General features: G+C 46.2%; 20 protein-coding genes. 11 read left to right on the forward strand and 9 right to left on the reverse strand.

Annotated elements, in window-relative coordinates:
- Positions 1-699 precede the first annotated feature (699 nt).
- On the reverse strand, positions 700-1623 hold the full coding sequence (locus tag QZ918_RS29955) for a GumC domain-containing protein (protein WP_293151072.1): 924 nt from the start codon (positions 1621-1623) through the stop codon (positions 700-702).
- A 252-nt stretch (positions 1624-1875) separates the two neighbouring features.
- Between QZ918_RS29955 and QZ918_RS29960 the strand changes: the two genes are divergently transcribed.
- Positions 1876-2142, forward strand: a complete 267-nt coding sequence (locus QZ918_RS29960; protein WP_293341958.1) for a hypothetical protein — start codon at positions 1876-1878, stop codon at positions 2140-2142.
- A gap of 49 nt (positions 2143-2191) precedes the next feature.
- Here the strand turns inward: QZ918_RS29960 and QZ918_RS29965 are convergent, their stop codons facing one another.
- The 5 genes from QZ918_RS29965 to psbN all read right to left on the reverse strand — a co-directional run bounded on the left by QZ918_RS29965 (position 2192) and on the right by psbN (position 6362).
- Positions 2192-3406 carry an RNA-guided endonuclease InsQ/TnpB family protein gene (locus QZ918_RS29965; protein ID WP_293151078.1) on the reverse strand — a complete coding sequence of 405 codons (1215 nt, stop codon included), beginning with the start codon at positions 3404-3406 and terminating at the stop codon, positions 2192-2194.
- Positions 3407-3832: 426 nt separating this feature from the next.
- Positions 3833-4744, reverse strand: coding sequence for an MBL fold metallo-hydrolase (locus QZ918_RS29970; protein ID WP_293151081.1), 912 nt, complete (start codon positions 4742-4744; stop codon positions 3833-3835).
- Between the two features lies 1 nt (position 4745).
- On the reverse strand, positions 4746-5846 hold the full coding sequence (aroC, locus tag QZ918_RS29975; protein ID WP_293341961.1) for a chorismate synthase: 1101 nt from the start codon (positions 5844-5846) through the stop codon (positions 4746-4748).
- A 65-nt stretch (positions 5847-5911) separates the two neighbouring features.
- Complete coding sequence (locus QZ918_RS29980) at positions 5912-6250, reverse strand: hypothetical protein (protein WP_293341964.1); 339 nt, start codon at positions 6248-6250, stop codon at positions 5912-5914.
- On the reverse strand, positions 6231-6362 hold the full coding sequence (gene psbN / locus QZ918_RS29985) for a photosystem II reaction center protein PsbN (RefSeq protein WP_193971847.1): 132 nt from the start codon (positions 6360-6362) through the stop codon (positions 6231-6233). Before psbN ends, QZ918_RS29980 begins: the two co-directional genes overlap by 20 nt.
- Before the next feature lie 216 nt (positions 6363-6578).
- On the opposite strand from psbN, the gene psbH reads away from it, so the two are divergent.
- The 4 genes from psbH to QZ918_RS30005 all read left to right on the forward strand — a co-directional run bounded on the left by psbH (position 6579) and on the right by QZ918_RS30005 (position 8110).
- Positions 6579-6782 (forward strand): photosystem II reaction center phosphoprotein PsbH, encoded by a 204-nt coding sequence (gene psbH, locus QZ918_RS29990; protein ID WP_293127124.1) that lies wholly within the window; start codon positions 6579-6581, stop codon positions 6780-6782.
- A gap of 150 nt (positions 6783-6932) precedes the next feature.
- The gene (locus QZ918_RS29995) at positions 6933-7184 is read left to right on the forward strand and encodes a TatA/E family twin arginine-targeting protein translocase (RefSeq protein ID WP_293151090.1); all 252 of its coding nucleotides are present in this window, start codon (positions 6933-6935) and stop codon (positions 7182-7184) included.
- Positions 7185-7847 carry an aminoacyl-tRNA hydrolase gene (pth, locus tag QZ918_RS30000; protein WP_293341967.1) on the forward strand — a complete coding sequence of 221 codons (663 nt, stop codon included), beginning with the start codon at positions 7185-7187 and terminating at the stop codon, positions 7845-7847.
- Positions 7844-8110 (forward strand): DUF3146 family protein, encoded by a 267-nt coding sequence (locus QZ918_RS30005; protein ID WP_293341970.1) that lies wholly within the window; start codon positions 7844-7846, stop codon positions 8108-8110. The genes pth and QZ918_RS30005 overlap by 4 nt, the downstream gene beginning before the upstream one ends.
- 260 nt (positions 8111-8370) lie before the next feature.
- Here QZ918_RS30005 and QZ918_RS30010 read toward each other — a convergent pair whose 3' ends face one another.
- Positions 8371-8682, reverse strand: a complete 312-nt coding sequence (locus QZ918_RS30010; RefSeq protein ID WP_293341973.1) for an S-layer protein — start codon at positions 8680-8682, stop codon at positions 8371-8373.
- 56 nt (positions 8683-8738) lie between these two features.
- On the opposite strand from QZ918_RS30010, the gene QZ918_RS30015 reads away from it, so the two are divergent.
- Entirely contained in the window at positions 8739-10556 is a 1818-nt protein-coding gene (locus QZ918_RS30015) for a bifunctional serine/threonine-protein kinase/formylglycine-generating enzyme family protein (RefSeq protein WP_293341975.1), read from the forward strand.
- A 5-nt stretch (positions 10557-10561) separates the two neighbouring features.
- On the opposite strand, the gene QZ918_RS30020 is transcribed toward QZ918_RS30015, so the two are convergent.
- Both QZ918_RS30020 and QZ918_RS30025 read right to left on the reverse strand, forming a co-directional pair.
- Entirely contained in the window at positions 10562-10813 is a 252-nt protein-coding gene (locus tag QZ918_RS30020; RefSeq protein ID WP_293341978.1) for a DUF433 domain-containing protein, read from the reverse strand.
- Between the two features lie 86 nt (positions 10814-10899).
- Positions 10900-11727 (reverse strand): CPBP family intramembrane glutamic endopeptidase, encoded by an 828-nt coding sequence (locus tag QZ918_RS30025; RefSeq protein WP_293342000.1) that lies wholly within the window; start codon positions 11725-11727, stop codon positions 10900-10902.
- Between the two features lie 358 nt (positions 11728-12085).
- Here QZ918_RS30025 and QZ918_RS30030 point away from each other — a divergent pair, with 358 nt between their 5' ends.
- From QZ918_RS30030 to QZ918_RS30050, 5 genes are all read left to right on the forward strand, one after another.
- Positions 12086-13564 (forward strand): GTP-binding protein, encoded by a 1479-nt coding sequence (locus tag QZ918_RS30030; protein WP_293342003.1) that lies wholly within the window; start codon positions 12086-12088, stop codon positions 13562-13564.
- A gap of 33 nt (positions 13565-13597) precedes the next feature.
- Positions 13598-13798, forward strand: coding sequence for a hypothetical protein (locus QZ918_RS30035; protein WP_293342006.1), 201 nt, complete (start codon positions 13598-13600; stop codon positions 13796-13798).
- 424 nt (positions 13799-14222) lie between these two features.
- The gene (locus QZ918_RS30040) at positions 14223-15623 is read left to right on the forward strand and encodes a 3' terminal RNA ribose 2'-O-methyltransferase Hen1 (RefSeq protein WP_293342009.1); all 1401 of its coding nucleotides are present in this window, start codon (positions 14223-14225) and stop codon (positions 15621-15623) included.
- Between the two features lie 196 nt (positions 15624-15819).
- Positions 15820-16095 (forward strand): AbrB/MazE/SpoVT family DNA-binding domain-containing protein, encoded by a 276-nt coding sequence (locus QZ918_RS30045; protein ID WP_293342012.1) that lies wholly within the window; start codon positions 15820-15822, stop codon positions 16093-16095.
- Between the two features lie 405 nt (positions 16096-16500).
- Positions 16501-19110, forward strand: a complete 2610-nt coding sequence (locus tag QZ918_RS30050) for a polynucleotide kinase-phosphatase (RefSeq protein ID WP_293342014.1) — start codon at positions 16501-16503, stop codon at positions 19108-19110.
- Positions 19111-19245: the final 135 nt, after the last annotated feature.

The raw sequence follows: 19245 nt of genomic DNA on the forward strand, positions 1-19245 counted from the left end.
GTTGATGCGTTTTTTGCTGGTCATAACTTGCTCAAATGCTTGCCTGGTCAAGGTTTCATTCTATTTTACCTTTTTTCGTGTACCCCCTTGACAATTTGCACTTTTTCTTAACTTGTCACCAATGACAATAGACACGGAATTGCTGTCGTGCGCGATCGCAATTAAGTAGGTCAGCGCTATAAAAGGCAACTATTTCATTGGGCAGTTGACAGTTGACCGCTTGAGGGGACTTGACAAAAGAAGAGACCTCCTGCGAAAGTCCTCACCTAATCGACAGAACCGATAATTACCAGTATGTCTGGCCAATCTTTTATTATTAGTTAATAATGGCTGAAATGGCTACTGTTAAAGGATCGATAAAATACTTTCGCAGGAGGTCTAAGGAAGAGGATTGGAGTAATGAATAGTCTTCTTATTCTTTATCCCTATAAGGGTTCCGGCTTTACACCAATTCTTTCTGGTAAACGATCGTAAATTATCCAAATGGCAAGAAACCAGAACTCGTCAGTCTATTTACATACTGTTATATAGTTCTGTTTGATCTCGCCGATCTAGCTTACAAAAAACCTTAGCTGAATCCTGTTGTCATATAACTGAAGCCTTCTTCCTGCAACATCCGATCGCCCCAAAAAAGCAAGCCGATCGAGCAATGGCTCGATCGGCTAAACTCTTCTGTGGAGGGCTCGCGCCCGCAGCCCTTTAAATGTGGAAATGATACAAAATGCTGCCGTCGTCTTTAATTTCACAGTTGGCATTAAAGACTTCAGCTTGTTGGTTCAAAAAACGCTGGGCGACATCCGGCGACAGCCGCGTCTCCATCGCAAACCGTACCAGAGTGATTTCGCCGCTGCCTTCCTTGATCAGTCGGTACAAAGCACTTTGGAGCCTTTCGCTCTCTTCTCGCTGAAAAGCTGCTTTGTTCCTCCAATCCGCCACTGAAGGAATCAAACCGCGACTTACCAAAATCGCTAACAGCAGGCCAACTCCCACAATCAGAGGCACAGTTGGATCGCTCGTGGGCGTCGCCACAATTTGTGGCGCTGTAGCGGCGGCCAAACTGCTCACCATTTCTTTTTCCGAGGCTTGCGTATCCGCCATCGCAAGCTGAGTTTTGTTGTAAACGTCTTGCTGAAGCTTCATTTGCTGCAACAGGCGAGCGCGCTCTCTTTCGTATTGGTCGAGTTTTTGCTGAGCTTGTTTCAGGTCTTGAGTGACTTGTGCCAAGCGTTGGTTGAGCGTCTGATTGACTGATTGCCAGCGATATCTGTTAATCAGCCGGCTTTTTTCAACCATGCCCTTCATCAACATATCTGCTGTTTTGATTGCTTGCTGCTGATCGAGCGATCGATACCCAACAGCAATCTCTAGCGGTTGTTCCGGCTTAGAAATCTGGACGCTAGCATTTTGTCGAACTTGCTGTGGCGACAGTTTAACTGCATCTGCCACTGCTTTGACAACATTATCTGCCAGCAGAACATCTGGAGTTAGTTGTTCTCCCTGCTTGAGAATTGTCGTGCCGGTGCTCGAAAATTTAACCGGCGGATTGTTAGAAGTGAGAGTGCCTTGGGCCATGAATCCGGGCGGCGGAGCTAGGCGGTAGGCAAGGGCCCCTGAAATACCCATAATTACAGCGAAACTGCCTAAGGCAATCCATCTGTACTGATTTGCTGAAGATCTAAAACGTAAATTTCCCATTTTGATAGTCAAATCATAACTTTCACTTTGCTTGCAGCTAGTCCCAAACCAAAGAGCGATAGTCTCTTTCTTGTGAGTGAAATTGACTGCTGAAAAATTCCTCAGATTGTACCGAAAAGCTCTCAAATTGGCTTTTCAGAGTTGCCAATATTCATGTTCGGAAAAAAGCATCGCAATGGTGTGTTTTTTCGTAAATCTAACCTCAGTCTTATCTTTAGGAATTCTCAGAAAATTACTGGGCGATCGGGATTTGGGAAGTTTGCTGCCACCAGCAGCTCATCGCGAGAGTCTGCTCTCACGAGCTTTGCCGTGTTTGTTGGCACTCAAAACCTTGACCTTTTCGCCTGTGGCAATCCTCCAGTTATTTTACTTCTTGCTGTGCGTTTTGCGGAAGCGATCGCGCAGATGCGTCGTTACTCGATCGCAGATAAGAGCAAGTCGCAATAAATTTTTACTTTGGTTTAGGGGCGACGTTAGTTCTTTGACACTCCTCGGCCTAAAGGCACGAGGATTCTTTCTTCACTGGGACTCCAACGAGTTTACCCTCAGAAAGCATCTTGACCGTATGCCCTACGGCTGCAAGTCCTCTAATTAGAACTACTTGTGCTGCTGCGACATCTCGATCAGTCGTGTACCCACAACTAGAACAAGAATGAGTGCGTTCCGACAATTCTTTCTTGCCTGTTTCGACACCACAACTAGAACAAATCTGGCTTGTCTTGTGAGCGCTTACTTTTTGAAAGTAGACACCGTGCTTAAAACAGACTTGTTGCAAAATCGTAAAAAACTGACCCCAACTCGCGTCTAGACAATGCTTACCTAACATTGCTCTAGACAAACCAACTAAATTTAAGTCTTCAACGAATATCATTCCCGCGTCTTCGCAGAGCTGGTGTGCCAACTTCCAATGCCAGTCTTTACGACAGTTAGCAATATACTCGTGCAGCTTGGCAACTTTCTTCTGACCTTTCTTCCAATTATTTGAACCTAACTTTTTTCGGCTGACACGCTTTTGCAGCAATTTAAGCTTGCATTCGGCGTCTACGAAAAACTTGTGGCGCTTAACTAAAAGACCGTTGGAAGTAGCTATGAAATTAGTCAGTCCAACATCAATCCCCAGCGCTTCACCGTGTGGCATAACTGCGGAAACCGAAACATCCCATTGCAGCGTTAGCATTACGTACCAACCGCTAGCTCTGCGAACAATTCTGGCTTGCTTGATCGTCGCTCCGTCAGGGATGGGACGCGATTGATGGAGTTTAACCCAACCAATCTTGGGCAGTTTAACTTGGACGCCTTGAACTGGATTCACACCCATCTCTGGAAACACAAAAGACCGCATCGCACCTGCTTTTTTGAAGCGGGGAAACCCGTGCTTCTGTTCCCACATACTCACGAATGCTTTTTCCAACCTTCTTAAGGTCTGCTGTAGAACGTGTACTTGAACCGAACCCAAAGCAGGTATGTTCGCTCTGGCTGCGGTTAAGCTTTTGCACTGACTGGCGTAAGTCGGACGCTTTGTTTCCGCAGGGATGATAAATTCAGAACGGATAGAGCAAGCGTTAATCTGACAACTACGAGATTGAAACCAATGCTTGCGTTCTGCGAGCGCGTAGTTATAGACGCGACGACACTGCTCTAGCCAATCTTCAAAGATAGCTATCTGCGCTGTCGTTGGTTTCAATTTGAACTCGTAGGTTAAGTTAAGCATTTACTCTGTCCTCCTAACCTAATTATAGTATCGTGAGTAAACCCCCGTTTGATTATTCACGATGCTTAACTAAAGTCGCCCTATAAGGGCGAGGCTTGCACCCAACCCATTAGTCAGCATATTTCTACCCATCACAGTTACAGAAAGCCCAGTAATCTGGTCTACAGACTTGAGCAGCTAAACACCCGCTTTGAATAACAAACTGCCATTTTGTCCGATTTTCTCAAATAAGAGCCTGTCAAATAATGAAAAAAACCTTAAATATTCTTCCTAAAAAGTTACCAAGTCAGAATTATACCACGTACCAAGAGTCTTTGCTACAAATAAAAAAGTTATGGAGCAGGCCCCGAGACCTGCTCCACATCATCATCACGATCATCATCATGATGATTTGACAAAGGTACGATCGACCGTACCGACGAAATTTCAGAAGCCGATCGGCAAAATAAGACCCTCGCGGGCCATAACAGCCTTGGGAAAAGCGATTTGCACGTCTTCGGCGATGCGATCGAGAAAATCGTCAGTATGAGCCGGATCGTGGTGAAAAATCACCACCCGTTTCACCCGAGCCTCCTTAGCCATTCTCACCGCTTCCTGCCAAGTCGAGTGTCCCCAACCCACCTTCGGAGACTTGGGGTTGTGATATTCCTCGTCGGTGTACATCGCATCGTAGATCAGCACGTCAGCATCGAGGGCTAAATTGTACACATTTTCATCTAGCCGATCGGGAAAATGTTCCGTATCCGAACAGTAAACAACAGAACGTCCCTGCCAAGTCACCCGATATCCCATAGCAGTATTCGGGTGATTCAGAGAACCAGTTCTAATCTCAATATCATCCAGCATCATCGTCTGGTTGTGATCGATCTCGTGAAAAGTCAGATCTGCCGGCAAACCCATCAGCGGCACCGGCGAATTCGAGTGCAAAACCCGTTCGACGAAGTGCCGTTTCAGGCAATCTCCATCGGGGGGAATTGCCCCATAAATATCAAAGCTATTGCCGCGAATGAAAGCTGGGGCGAACATCGGGAACCCTTGAATGTGATCCCAGTGATAGTGAGTAAAAAACATATAAGCTTGCACGGGCATTTCTTGCAGCAACTGGTCTCCCAGCATCCGCAAGCCAGTTCCGCCGTCAAAAATCAAGCGTTTTCCACCGACTCGCATTTCCAAACAAGAAGTATTGCCACCGTAGCGAACAGTTTCCGATCCGGGTGTAGGAACACTGCCCCGCACGCCCCAGAACTGTACTACAAAATCATCTATACCTTTTATTGCTTCGGAGGGTTGAGGGCAATCAACGGGATTTGCCACTACAGAGGACAAGCTGATTTCCATTTTAAAATTCAGACTTTAAGGTTCCACATTGTCCGTGATGGCGCAGCAGATGGTCGCACAACACTAAAGCTACCATTGCTTCCACCATTGGCACAGCTCTTGGTAAAACGCAAGGGTCGTGCCTTCCTTTTGCCGCCAGCAGCGTTGCTTCCCCCTCTCGGGTGACTGTGCGCTGTTGCTGGCGAATTGTTGCAGTTGGCTTGAAAGCCGCGCGCAGAATGATATTTTCACCGTTAGCAATGCCACCCTGAATTCCACCGGAGCGATTCGTGACTGTACGAATTTCTCCTTGTTCATCAGTATAGTATTCATCATTATGTTCGCTGCCCAAAAGCAGAGTCCCCGCAAAGCCCGAACCAATTTCAAAGCCTTTGCTGGCGGGTAATGACATAATCGCTTTGGCCAAATCGGCTTCGAGTTTGTCGAATACCGGCATTCCGAGGCCTTTGGGTAAGTTGCGGGCGACGCATTCGACTACGCCGCCGATCGAATCTCCACTGTCGCGAACTTTTTCGATCAGTTCAATCATTTTGATGGCGCATTCGGCATCGGGACAGCGAACGATGTTGCTTTCTACTTGTTCTAAGGTAACAGTGTCCTGGTCGGCGACGCATTCTAAGTCTTTGATGCGTTTGACGTAACCGACTATTTCTACGCCTGCTGCTTGTTGGAGAATTTTTTTGGCAATCGCCCCTGCTGCTACTCTACCAATTGTTTCTCTCGCCGACGATCGACCTCCGCCTTGCCAGTTGCGAATTCCGTACTTAGCATCGTAGGTAGCATCAGCGTGGGAAGGACGGTAAGTTGTGGCCATTTCGCCGTAATCTTGCGGGCGAGTGTCTTGATTGCGGACTAAAATGGCGATCGGCGTTCCCAGAGTTTTGCCTTCAAACACCCCCGACAGAATTTCGCAGGTATCTGCTTCTTTGCGTGGTGTAGTAATTTTGCTTTGGCCGGGGCGGCGGCGATCGAGTTCCGCTTGAATGAACGATGCGTCGATCGACACCAGAGGCGGGCAACCGTCAATTACCACTCCCACACCCCCGCCGTGAGATTCCCCAAATGTCGATATCCGAAATAGATGCCCAAAGCTATTGCCCATCTTGCTTTTCCCTGAAACTTGATAATTTTTACTTTAACTGGAAGATAGATTTCTCAAATATAGATTTAGAGTATTTTAAAGAATATAGCATTGAGCAGCAGGAGACGGTGGTTCGCCCAACACAGAAGTTCGATCGCTGTGGGGAAGGGGAGAGGGGGAGAATTGGGAGAGGGGGAGAGGGGGAGAATTGGGAGAGGGGGAGAGTGGGAGAGGGGGAGAGGGGGAGAATTGGAAAAATCTTCCTTCTTCCTTCTTCCTTCTTCCTTCTTCCTTCTTCCTTCTTCCTTCTTCCTTCTTCCTTCTTCCTTCTTCCCTTCTTCCTTCTTCCCTCTTCCCTCTTCCCTCTTCCTTCTTCCCTCTTCCCTCTTCCTTCTTCCTTCATCTTTAATCTTCGTGTTCTTCAAAAGGATCTCTCAATTCCTTAGCAGGAGGGCCGAAAGCCGTGTAGATCGAGAAACCGGTGATTGCCACCAGACACATACCGAGAGAAATGCCGAGAACTGCTGCTGGTTCCATATTGAGGAGCGATTATGAGTTATCCCCTCTATAATATTACAAAAAATAACAATTCGTCTAAAAGTCTAGTAATTTGAGGCGCGGTACGGTATGGCAGCCTCTGAGTGGGACAGGGAGAGGGGGAGAGTGTCCGAGTGGGGGATCTGAGAAATTGCGATCGCAATTAGCGGTGGAAATATGTCAAACTTTTCTGTAGAGATTCATTGCAGGTGACTTATGGCACAACGGACTTGGTTGGGAGACAGACTCAAACCCCTTAACTCAGAATACGGCAAGGTAGCCCCCGGTTGGGGAACCACCCTATTGATGAGCGTTTTCATTGGACTGTTTTTCGTGTTCTTGTTGATTATTTTGCAAATCTACAACTCTTCTCTGATTCTAGAGAATGTGGACGTTGATTGGTCGAGTCTCGGCCGCTAAACTTTGAGCAGCGAAATTTAAGACTAACAGTAAAAGCTGAGGGTAGAGGAGAAAGGGTAAAAGCTAAGTTTTCCCATTTCCCCTTACCCTTTCCCGTTAGTGCGTCGGAATTAAATTCTAACTAATTAAACAAATTGCAGGAGAAACAAAATGAATATTTTTGGCATTGGCTTGCCGGAAATGGCAGTAATTTTCACTATCGCCCTGTTGGTATTCGGCCCGAAAAAGTTACCAGAAATTGGTCGGAGTTTCGGCAAAGCGCTGCGGGGTTTTCAGGATGCTTCGCGGGATTTTGAGTCGGAGTTTACGCGGGAAGCCAAGCAGTTGGAAGAAGCAGTAGCAACCAAAAAGCCGGCACCAGAAAAACTCGCGGCTGCTAAGGAAGATACCGCAGATACTTAAATGAACAACACTCAGAAGTCGGAAACTCCAGCGGAGTTGGTGATTCCCCAGCTAATTGTAGGTTTGGGGAATCCAGAACCAAAGTACGATCGCACGCGACACAATATCGGCTTTAATGCAGTGGATGCTTTGGCTCAAGCTTGGCAGATTTCGCTGTCAGAAAATCGCAAATTTCAAGGCATATTCGGCGAGGGAAATCGGCCGCGCGGACAGAAAATCCGGTTGCTCAAACCCCTGACGTACATGAATCTGTCAGGCCAATCGATTCGGGCGGCGGCGGATTGGTACAAAATACCTCCCGAATCGGTGTTAGTAGTATACGACGATATGGATTTGCCGATCGGGAAAATGAGAATGCGCCTAGCTGGTTCAGCGGGCGGGCACAACGGTATGAAATCCACAATATCTCATTTGGGGACAGACAAATTTCCCCGGTTGCGGATTGGCATTGGCAAACCTCAAAGCGATCCTGCTAAAAATGATAAAGATACGATTTCCTTCGTGTTAGGAAAATTTTCTTCAGAGGAAAGTCAGTTAGTAGAGAAGATGCTGAAATTGGTTGTAGAGGCGATCGAGCTAAGTCTACAGCAAGGAGTAGAAAAAAGCATGAGCCTCTACAACAATCGTACCATTATAGAAACAAACGTGGAAACAAAAAGGTGAGTTCGAGACGTTTGCCTGAAACTACAGCCCATGTCCGAGTTACGGGTCAATCTTGGCTAAAAGGCACGATTGAAGGTGAAGTGACTGCCGGCAGTTTTGAGTGGCACTTTCAATGGCGTTTTCGGGAAGAAAAAACACTAATTCTTGAACCCTCTCAGGGTAGGGCATTGATTCAGGAACCGCTGCACCGTTTTCTGGAGAAATGGGATTATCAGCTTGAACCAGGGGGCGATTATTCGTTTACGGTTCGGGCTGAGTTTTAATAGTCAGAAACCGGGTTTTTTACGAAAGACAGCAGTGCAACACCCTAAAACTATCAAAAACTCGGTTTCTTTGGCCTTGAAACGCATTGAGTCAGAAACCTGCTTTTTCTAATATTTTAGGTATGTTGTTGCGCTTCAGCGCTCTTTATATTATGAAAGAGCGCTGAAGCGCAACAACATACCTTGATTTAATATGATAATTGCGTCCTGGACTGTGCCTAAAAAACCAGGTTTCGGGCCCCTGATGAAATGCGGAATAGTCAATTTGTTTGTGTTGATTCCAGCAATTCTTGAATTAAAGCAGGCGCAGTTGCTTCTCGGTAAGCACCGCAATAATACATCGTCAAAACTGCTTTGTAAGCCCAGTGATTGCGCGGCACATCGGTAAAAGGATTTGGCAGAGTTTCCGCGCGATTCTGCACGCAAGCATTGAGGATTTGTTCGCCGGTTGGCTGGACTTGAACTAAAGAGTTATTTTGCTTTGTTTGTGCAGGATTTTGTGCTTGTGCGAGAGATGAACAACTGGCACTAACTAGCAGTATAATTGTGGAAACGATTCTGAGTTTAAGCATCTCATTACTTTTTGTGCGACAATATATCCTAACTTCCACTGCATTTCCTGAAAACTATGCTAGGTCGTACCCTCCGCAATCATTATCAAATTATCAAATTCTTGGGACAAGGCGCTTTTGGCGACACTTACCTAGCCAAAGATTTAGACTTGCCCGGACATCCTCAGTGCGTTGTCAAACATTTTAAACCAAAAGACTCCAATCCCGACATTCTACCAATTGCCAAACGCTTGTTCGACAGTGAAGCCGAAACCCTGTACAAGCTGGGTAAGCTGCACGACCAAATCCCGAGGCTTTGGGCCCACTTTGAGGAACATGGAGAATTTTATTTGGTGCAAGATTTTATCGCAGGACAAGACCTGACGAAAGAACTGACTCCGGGTAAAAAATTCAGCGAATCTTATACTATTACATTATTGTGCGATATTTTAGAAGTTTTAGCTGTCGTTCACCAGCAAAATGTAATTCATCGCGATATTAAACCTGCTAATATCATGCGCCGCCACGATGGTAAAATTGTCCTGATTGACTTTGGTGCTGTTAAGCAAGTTAGCACAATAGTTGTTAATGTTGATGGGCAAAGTAGCTCAACTATTGCAATTGGTTCTTCTGGTTATATGCCAAGCGAACAAGCTAACCGGAGACCTAAACTTGCCAGTGATATTCATGCAGTAGGGATGATTGGGATTCAAGCATTGACCGGCCAACCTCCTTTTAAATTACCAGAAGATCTGAATACAGGAGAGATTATTTGGCGCGAGCGAGCTAGTGTTAGCAATTATTTAGCTAATATTTTAGATAAAATGGTGCGCGACCATTTCAGTCAGCGCTATCAAAATGCAGGGGAAGCATTACAAGCAATTTTATCTTTGTCGCAGCCTGCACCGTTACCAGCTTTATTCCCACCTGATGCTGCTACTTTAATTTCAACTAATCCGACAAGAATAGATCTTTTAAAAGCTTCGCGTGCGGATTGTGTGGGGGCAGAATTGGCAGCGCCACCAGAAAAAATACCGAAAAAAGTATCATCAACTCCCCTAAAAACAGTTGAATTTGAAACTGTGACAGTGAATTCAAGGGGGCGAATTGTCAAGCGCACTCAATGTCAAGTACAGGTATTTTCCGAAACGCTCGCCCCTGCTATTATTTTAGAAATGGTGGCAATTCCTGAGGGTAGTTTTGTCATGGGTTCCCCAAATTTGGAAGCAGGAAGAAGTAACGATGAAGAGCCGCAGCGTACTGTTAATATCGCCCCTTTTTTTATGGGCAGATATCAGGTGACTCAGCTTCAATGGCGTGCTGTGGCAAATTTACCGAAAGTCAAAATTGACCTCAAGGTTTATCCTTCTTATTTTAAAGGCGCTAATTTGCCTGTCGAGCAAGTATCTTGGCATGATGCTACAGAGTTTTGTGCGAGGTTATCTCAACTTACTGGACGCAATTACAAATTGCCTAGTGAGGCCCAATGGGAATATGCTTGTCGTGCGGGAACGACGACACCTTTTTATTTTGGAGATACTATTACCCCGGATTTAGTTAATTATAATGGGAATTCTCCTTACGCTCGCGCACCCAAAGGAATCTACCGTCAAAAAACAACTGCTGTGGGTAGTTTTCCACCTAATAGTTTTGGACTGTACGATATGCACGGGAATGTCTGGGAATGGTGTCAAGATATTTGGCATAATAATTATGAAGGTGCGCCGACTGATGGTAGTGCTTGGGAAAGTGGTGGACAGGGTAAAAAGTGGCTGTTGCGCGGGGGTTTTTGGAGTGGCATTTCGGGCGAGTGCCGTTCTGCTTTTCGCGGCGTCTATACGCCAGATTTCCACGGCAATTTCGACGGTTTTCGGGTTGCGTGTGCTGCAACTTGAAATTCTTAGCCCTTTACTCTTTTGCTTTTTTGCTTTTTTCCCGCCACCATCGCAATCAATTGTTTTCTAAGAACTTCCAACAGAGCAATTACTTGATCCCTAGTTACAGTGGGAAATCCATCTAAAAAATCATCAATTGATTCTCCAGCTTCTAAATAGTCAAAAAGTGTTTGGACAGGAACCCTAGTGCCAATAAAAACAGGTGTTCCGCCCATGATTTCACCAGAGATGCTAATTATCTGAAAATTCTGAGACATAAGCCTAAGTAGTTGTAGGGTGTGTCGCCATAAAAAATTCCTAACTTAATCCCAACAATCTGATAGCGACGCACCCGATCGATATATTACACACCTTTGGACTGTTCCGACATCTGTCGCATTCCCACAGCCAACACGCTCAAAAACAATAGCCCGATCGCACCAGCCAACGGATTGCCGTTAATTCCAGTCACCCAATCCGGGACAGAACCAGAATATCGCACTAACTCTCCGACGTTAATTATATAGTATCCCCAGACTAAACCTGCATGAAGCCCGATCGACAAACCCAATCGATTTTGACGGCTTTGCTTTGCCAAAACCAGTATCAAACCCAGCAACAACAGCCCCGGAAACTGAGGCCAAGTCCGCAGCATTCCCTCCACGGATTTGATAAAATGAGATAGGGCAAACACCAGACTGTTCGCCCGCACAGACATCGGATAACTGTAATCCCGCTGCAACTCGTCGAACAACCAACCCCGGAATACCAACTCCTCCGCAAAACCCACTCCCAGGGCGCTTAATAGCCCTTCTGCGATGATTCTCGGCAAATTATGAGAATTTTGCCATGCGACAAAGCCAAACAGTCCTTGCACCAAAAATAGGGTGAAAGTAATCGAAATGCCGATCGCCAATCCCGTCAAAAGCTCAAAACCGTTTTGTCGCGTATTCACTAAACCGTAACTTTTGAGCAATTGCGTTTGTCTGTAAACCTGTTTTCCCCAGCGCGGAAGTAGCAACAAAAATTCGGTAAACAACAATCCCATTGTCAGAATAGTTGCGAGGTTGCTATCTTTAACTAAGAGATAAATTGGTGCGGCTAGGGGTAGCCAGATTGTTGCCAAGATTAATAGGAAAATTATTACACGTAAGAGAAATGGATAACTTGAAATTTTTATCGGGTTAATCATTGGTTGTAAATTCAATGGATTTTACATGAGATTTGTAGCGACACAGTATTGCTCATTGGTGTCAAGTTAAGGTCAAACTTATTCAGAGACTTCTGTTTGCCGCCGAGGCCAGATCCCCCCTTAGCTTGCCCCCTACTCCCCCTTAAGAAGGGGGGAACCGGAAACACTCAAAGTCCCCCTTCTTAAGGGGGATTTAGGGGGATCGAGACTCGGCTATAAACGAGAGATATAAAGGTAGTCAGGTTTAATTTGACTATTGCGAGCATTATCCCGTCCAGAATGTACAAAGCCCACAGAAAAAGCTAGAATAGCATCATATCGGTAGAAACTTTAAGCAAAGCTATAACATCAGGTAACAATGACTGAAGTATCGGATTTTTCAAATGTCGATCGCGAATTAGACGACACAATATTAAGCTTCGCAGACATTCAAGCAGAACTCAACCTCCGCCGCGCCAAAGATGCTCTGCGAGATATAGTAGAAAATCTCGATTTGACAGCACAAGAGCGAACTGGACTGGAGCCGGAAATTGGCGGCTTGGAAACCATGCTCGACAAGCTAGAGCGCGCTTGCGTCCAAATCGCTGTGTTTGGGATGGTAGGAAGGGGGAAATCTTCGGTTTTGAACGCGCTTTTGGGTCAAAATGTGTTTGAAACGGGCCCGACTCACGGGGTGACTCGCACCACAACTATTGGCCAGTGGGATGTCGGAGATGGTATTGATGATGATGATGATTTACCCGATGGCTTACGCCCCGCTACGCTACGACTTTCGCCGGTTATTTACCGTTTGTCGCAAGTAGAATTAATCGATACTCCGGGAATTGATGAAGTTGACGGCGAAACTCGCGAACTTTTAGCCCGCCGCGTCGCGCAACAAGCCGATTTGATTTTGTTTGTAGTTGCTGGCGATATTACGAAGGTGGAATATGCAGCTCTTTCGCAGTTGCGGGAAGCCGGAAAACCGATGTTATTAGTGTTTAATAAAATTGACCAGTATCCTGATGCAGATAGGCTGGCAATTTATCATAAAATCCGGGACGATCGCGTGAGAGAATTGCTATCTCCGGATGAAATTGTGATGGCGGCGGCTTCTCCTTTGACAGCGCAAGCGGTGCGCCGTCCCGATGGAAGTATGGGAGTAAAAATGACTCGGAGTTTGCCGCAAGTTGAGGATTTAAAATTAAAAATTTTGGAGATTTTAGACAGGGAAGGTAAATCTTTGGTAGCGCTGAATACGATGCTCTGTGCGGGAGATATTAACGAGCAGTTGGTGCTGCGAAAAATGGAAATTAGAGAGGATGCTGCTAACCGGATTATCTGGAATGGGGTAATGACTAAAGCTGTGGCGATCGCCCTGAATCCTCTTACTGTCATCGATCTGCTCAGCGGTGCGGTAATTGATGTGGTCATGATATTAACTCTATCTAAAGTTTACGGCATTGCGATGACAGAAGCGGGCGCGGTGGAATTGCTGCAAAAGATTGCGATTAGTATGGGGGGAATTACTGCGGGAGAATTGCTGGCGAATTTTGGTTTAAGTTCTTTGAAAGGATTGTTGGGTTTGGCGACGCCGGCGACGGGGGGTTTGGCTTTGGGGCCTTATGTTTCTGTGGCGGTGACTCAAGCTGCAATTGCTGGGGTTTCTTGCTACGGAATCGGCCAAGTTACTAAGGCTTATTTGGCTAATGGTGCTTCTTGGGGAGATGAGGGGCCGAAGGCTGTGGTGAGCAAGATTTTGGCTTCTTTGGATGAGGATTCTATTTTAAATCGCATCAAGGATGAATTGCGGGCTAAGTTGAATTTGGGAAGTGTGGAAAAACAGCAATCTCATTGATTGTTTTGGGAGAAACATCAAATTTGGTTCGTAGTGAGGACTTTAGTCCGCATCCAAATTTGGTTCGTAGTGAGGACTTTAGTCCGCATCCAAATTTGGTTCGTAGTGAGGACTTTAGTCCGCATCCAAATTTGGTTCGTAGTGAGGACTTTAGTCCGCATCCAAATTTGGTTCGTAGTGAGGACTTTAGTCCGCATCCATCACAAGACTAAATTTATCGCAAAGTTTGGTTGATAGTGAGGATTTTAATTATCAGGAAGAAGGACTGAAGTCCTCACTACGAACCTTGACTTTAGTCATCAGGAAGAAGGACTGAAGTCCTCACTACGAACCTTGACTTTAGTCATCAGGAAGAAGGACTGAAGTCCTCACTACGAACCTTAACTTTAGTCATCAGGAAGAAGGACTGAAGTCCTCACTACGAACCTTAACTTTAGTCATCAGGAAGAAGGACTGAAGTCCTCACTACGAACCTTAACTTTAGTCATCAGGAAGAAGGACTGAAGTCCTCACTACGAACCTTGACTTTGGTCATCAGGAATAAGGACTGAAGTCCTCACTACGAACCTTTATTGGTGAGTATTTTAGTCATCAGGAAGAAGGACTGAAGTCCTCACTACGAACCTTTGGGTAAACTTTATTTGGAATGTAGATATCGATGTTATTAACCATTTCGACAACTCGCGTCCCTGCTACGGATTTAGGCTATTTGCTGCACAAACATCCCGATCGCCTTCAATGCTTCCCGATGACTTTCGGACAAGCTAGCGTGTTTTATCCAGAAGCAAATGCAGACAAGTGCACGGCGGCTTTGCTGTTAGATGTCGATCCGGTGGGTTTGGTGCGCGGTAAGGCAAAATCGGACGATCGCCCTTTGGAACAATACGTCAACGATCGCCCCTACGCAGCCTCATCCTTTCTGTCTGTCGCCCTCGCCCAGGTCTTCCGTACAGCCCTATCCGGGCGCTGCAAAGACCGCCCAGAACTCGCAGAAACGGCTATTCCGCTGACAGTTAAACTGTCGGTTTTACCCTGTCGTGGAGGCGAGAAGTTCCTCCGCCAAATGTTTGAACCCCTGGGCTATCAAGTCGCAGCAAAACCGCTGATTCTTGACGAACAATTTCCCGAGTGGGGAGCGAGTCCTTACTTTGCTGTGGAACTGCAAAATACAGTTCGGTTGGCGGATTTTTTGAGCCATCTTTATGTACTAATTCCTGTCTTAGATGACGACAAACATTACTGGGTGGGCGATGATGAAATCGAGAAGTTATTGCGGCACGGCGAAGGTTGGTTGAACTCCCATCCCGCCCGCGAACAAATTGCCGATCGCTATCTAAAACGCCAACGCCGCTTGACGCGCCTTGCTGTGGCACAATTAGTAGAGGAAGATAATCTCGATCCGGAGAAACTCGAAGTTTCTCACCAGCAAGAAGAGGAAGTTTTAGAAGGGCGAATTAGCCTCAACGAACAGCGTTTAGAAGCTGTGATGACTGTTTTAAAAGCCAGCGGTGCTCAGCGAGTGGTAGATTTGGGCTGCGGTGAGGGAAAACTGCTGCGATTGCTTTTAGCCGAAAGTGCGATCGCCCAAATTACTGGAGTCGATGTGTCTTTTCGGGCGTTGGAAATCGCCAAAAAACGATTGCAGGTCGATCGCCTTTCTCCCGCACAGCAATCTCGCTTACAATTGATCCAAAGTTCCCTGATTTATCGGGACAGCCGCTTGACGGATTTTGACGCAGCAACGGCGATCGAAGTTATGGAACACTTGGATTTAGAACGGTTGGCTGCTTTTGAACGGGTGTTATTTGAGTTTGTGCGGCCGAAATTTGCGATCGTCACAACTCCCAACGTTGAGTACAATGTTCGGTTTGAAAACTTGCCGGCGGGTAAATTTCGCCACCGCGATCACCGTTTTGAGTGGACTAGAAATCAGTTTCAGACTTGGGCGAATGCGGTTGCAGAAAAATTTGCCTTTGCGGTAGAGTTTCGATCTGTGGGAATCGAAGATTTAGAAGTAGGTTCGCCTACGCAAATGGCAATATTTACCCAAGGCAAATAATACAGACAGTCTGTTTGTGCTTACAATATAAATATATAGGGGATCGAACTCCGGATGAGGTATGTTGTTGGGCTTCAGCCCTCTGAGTTTAAGTTGAGGTATGTTGTTGGGCTTCAGCCCTCTGAGTTTAAGTAATTATATAAGCTATCAGTTATACCTCATATTTTTGATAAAGGTTATAGTTGAACTTGGAAAAATGCAGGCTTTAGTAATGAGTAAATCTATTCAAACACAAATCATGAAAATTGAGAATCATCAAGAAATTCGCATTCCCAGATCGTTGTTAGAGCAAATTGGTATTAGCGAAGCAGTAGAAATCGAAGTTCAGGGCGATCGGAGCGTCATTCGTGCAGCTATAAAACCGCGTGCCGGGTGGGAGGAAGCGTTCGCAAAAATGGCAGAGCAAAATGATGATGTCCTGCTTGATGATGTCACCGCTACGGAATGGGATGAGCTTGAGTGGCAATGGTAATCAAGCGTTTTGATGTTTTTTTAGTTAACCTTGACGAGCATGATAACGAGTAATATCAATTCCGCTCTTAATTAGAATTATTGAGGGAGCATCTCAGTTGTGTAAAAAGCATTTTTTTTATTTTAGTGCGAGCTTAAGAGCTCGCGTATTGTACAATACGCGAGCTCCCGACAGCACTGTAAATGCAAAACTGAGATGCTCCATTATTTATCTCTCTTCTCTCTCTCTGTGTTCTCTGCGCTCTCTGTGGTTAAATCATCTCCATCCAACCGGAAACGAGATATAGCGGTTCTCAAAAAAGTGAGGTATGACTGACAGCTTATATCACCACTAAACTCAGAGGGCTAAAGCCCAACAACATACCTGAGCTTTCTGATAACCGCTATAAATCATAATTATTAAACCATGAAAATTACAATTCCCGAACTATCTTTAGTCCTGCTCATCGGTGCATCGGGTTCCGGCAAATCCACCTTTGCGCGCCAGCATTTCCAACCGACAGAAATCATTTCATCGGATTACTGCCGCGGCCTGGTTTCCGACGACGAAAACAATCAAGCAGCCACCGCTGATGCTTTTGAAGTGCTGCATTTAATTGCTGCTAAACGTCTGGCTGCGGGTAAATTAACTGTGATTGATGCTACGAACGTGCAGCCAGAAAGTCGCAAACCGCTGTTAGAATTAGCCCGAAAATATCATTGCTTTTTAGTAGCAATTGTGCTGGATTTGCCGGAGAAATTGTGTGCCGATCGCAACCAGCAGCGTCCCAACCGCAATTTTGGGAATCACGTAATCCGCCGCCACGTTCAAAATTTAAGACGATCCCTCCGAAATCTCGATCGCGAAGGCTTCCGCTACGTTCACATCCTCCGTTCCCCAGAAGACATCGCAGCAGCCCAAATCGAAAGACAACCGTTGTGGAACAACCGCAAACACGACAGAGGCCCCTTTGACATCATCGGCGACGTTCACGGATGCTGCGGCGAATTGTCACAATTGCTGCAACAGTTGGGCTATCAAATTGTCGAACCATCCAGCGCATCTGGCTTTTGGGATTATCCCACCTACGCCCATCCAGAAGGCCGTAAAGCGGTGTTTTTGGGCGATTTGGTCGATCGAGGCCCGCGCATTCTCGACACCCTCAAACTCGTCCGCAACATGGTAGCAGCATCAACCGCTTTGTGCGTCCCCGGAAATCACGACATCAAATTATTGCGAAAACTCAGCGGCAAAAATGTCAAAATCAACCACGGACTCGAACAAACCTTAGCAGAAATTGCAGCTTTACCGGATGAATTGCGCGAACCAGCAGTTAGCGAAATTAGCCAATTTCTAGATAGTTTAATCGGTCATTACGTCCTCGACGGTGGCAAATTAGTCGTCGCCCACGCCGGAATGAAAGCAGAACTTCAGGGACGCGCATCCGCCCGCGTTCGAGATTTCGCATTGTACGGAGAAACCACAGGCGAAATCGATGAATTCGGCTTACCAGTCCGCTACAATTGGGCCGCCGAATATCGAGGTCAAGCTGCTGTTGTTTACGGACACACCCCGATTCCCGAAACAGAATGGTTGAACAATACTGTTGATATTGACACAGGCTGCGTTTTCGGTGGCAAGCTAACAGCTTTGCGGTATCCTGAAAGAGAATTTGTCAGCGTTCCTGCTGCGATGATTTACTGCGAACCAGCCAAACCGATCGCCTTTCCACCCATTGCAACTCCGCTTAACAGTTTTCCCGCCACAAATCTCACCGCCCAACAGCAGTTTGATGACGTGCTGGATATTTCCGACGTGCTCGGAAAGCGCACGATCTCAACAAGGCTGCAACGCAACATAGTAATTCGAGAAGAAAATGCGATCGCAGCCCTGGAAGTAATGAGCAGATTTGCCGCCAATCCCAAATGGCTGATTTACTTACCGCCCACCATGTCTCCCGCTGCTACCTCAAAAGAACCCGGACTTTTAGAACATCCAGCCGAAGCCTTTAACTACTACCAACAGCAAGGCATATCAACAGTTGTCTGTGAAGAAAAGCACATGGGTTCCCGTGCAGTTGTGATTGTTTGCCGTGATGAATCGGCAGCCAAACGGCGCTTTGGGATTTTCAACAACAGCATTGGCATTTGCTACACTCGTACAGGTCGCCATTTCTTCGATAATTCTACCTTAGAAACAGAGTTTTTAACGCGGGTAAATAGCGCTCTTTCTGCTAGCAAATTTTGGGATAAGTTTAAAACAGATTGGGTGTGTTTGGACTGCGAATTAATGCCTTGGTCTGCCAAAGCTCAAGGTTTATTGCAAGAACAATATGCTGCCGTGGGAACCGCATCCCGTCACGGGTTTGCAGAGGCAATCCAGCAGCTAGAACAGGCGAAACAGCGGGGAGTTGAAGTTGATTCTGTGTTGGCTGGCTACCGGGAACGAGCCGATTTAGCCGATCGCTATGTCAGTGCCTACCAACGCTACTGCTGGCCCGTGAAATCCATCTCCGACCTCAAATTAGCGCCTTTCCACATCTTGGCAACCGAGGGAAACGTTCACACCGATCAGAATCACTGCTGGCACATGGAACAGATAGCAGAAATCTGTAATTTTGACCTAGAATTGCTGTTAGCTACTGAATACAAAGTAGTTAGAATTGCCGATCTTGACAGTCAATTGGCAGGGATTCAATGGTGGGAAAAAATGACTGATGCCGGGGGCGAAGGGATGGTGGTGAAACCGATGGAATTTATTGTTAATAATAGCAAAGGATTGGTACAGCCTGCGATCAAATGTCGGGGAAAAGAGTATTTGCGAATTATTTACGGTTTGGAATATTCTTTGCCGGAACATTTGGAAAAATTGCGATCGCGCGGGCTTTCCGGGAAGCGTTCTTTAGCTTTGCGAGAGTTTGCTTTGGGTGTAGAATCGTTGGATAGATTTGTTGCGGGTGCTCCGTTGAGGCAAGTTCACGAGTGCGTTTTCGGAGTATTAGCAATGGAGAGCGAACCTGTAGATCCGAGATTGTAATTTGGTTCGTAGTGAGGACTTCAGTCCTCTGAATATGCGGACTGAAGTCCGCACTACAAACACTGTAATTTGGTTTGTAGTGAGGACTTCAGTCCTCTGAATATGCGGACTGAAGTCCGCACTACAAACACTGTA

It is taken from the genome of Microcoleus sp. CAWBG58, assembly GCF_020883045.1.
Taxonomy (GTDB): Bacteria; Cyanobacteriota; Cyanobacteriia; order Cyanobacteriales; family Microcoleaceae; genus Microcoleus.

Bases quoted from the DNA above. Each gene is read 5' to 3' on its own strand.
- QZ918_RS29955 (WP_293151072.1), bottom strand. From the start codon at position 1,623: ATGGGTATTTCAGGGGCCCTTGCCTACCGCCTAGCTCCGCCGCCCGGA.
- QZ918_RS29965 (WP_293151078.1), bottom strand. From the start codon at position 3,406: ATGCTTAACTTAACCTACGAGTTCAAATTGAAACCAACGACAGCGCAG.
- QZ918_RS29970 (WP_293151081.1), bottom strand. From the start codon at position 4,744: ATGGAAATCAGCTTGTCCTCTGTAGTGGCAAATCCCGTTGATTGCCCT.
- aroC (WP_293341961.1), bottom strand. From the start codon at position 5,846: ATGGGCAATAGCTTTGGGCATCTATTTCGGATATCGACATTTGGGGAA.
- psbN (WP_193971847.1), bottom strand. From the start codon at position 6,362: ATGGAACCAGCAGCAGTTCTCGGCATTTCTCTCGGTATGTGTCTGGTG.
- psbH (WP_293127124.1), top strand. From the start codon at position 6,579: ATGGCACAACGGACTTGGTTGGGAGACAGACTCAAACCCCTTAACTCA.
- QZ918_RS29995 (WP_293151090.1), top strand. From the start codon at position 6,933: ATGAATATTTTTGGCATTGGCTTGCCGGAAATGGCAGTAATTTTCACT.
- pth (WP_293341967.1), top strand. From the start codon at position 7,185: ATGAACAACACTCAGAAGTCGGAAACTCCAGCGGAGTTGGTGATTCCC.
- QZ918_RS30010 (WP_293341973.1), bottom strand. From the start codon at position 8,682: ATGCTTAAACTCAGAATCGTTTCCACAATTATACTGCTAGTTAGTGCC.
- QZ918_RS30015 (WP_293341975.1), top strand. From the start codon at position 8,739: ATGCTAGGTCGTACCCTCCGCAATCATTATCAAATTATCAAATTCTTG.
- QZ918_RS30020 (WP_293341978.1), bottom strand. From the start codon at position 10,813: ATGTCTCAGAATTTTCAGATAATTAGCATCTCTGGTGAAATCATGGGC.
- QZ918_RS30025 (WP_293342000.1), bottom strand. From the start codon at position 11,727: ATGATTAACCCGATAAAAATTTCAAGTTATCCATTTCTCTTACGTGTA.
- QZ918_RS30030 (WP_293342003.1), top strand. From the start codon at position 12,086: ATGACTGAAGTATCGGATTTTTCAAATGTCGATCGCGAATTAGACGAC.
- QZ918_RS30040 (WP_293342009.1), top strand. From the start codon at position 14,223: ATGTTATTAACCATTTCGACAACTCGCGTCCCTGCTACGGATTTAGGC.
- QZ918_RS30045 (WP_293342012.1), top strand. From the start codon at position 15,820: ATGCAGGCTTTAGTAATGAGTAAATCTATTCAAACACAAATCATGAAA.
- QZ918_RS30050 (WP_293342014.1), top strand. From the start codon at position 16,501: ATGAAAATTACAATTCCCGAACTATCTTTAGTCCTGCTCATCGGTGCA.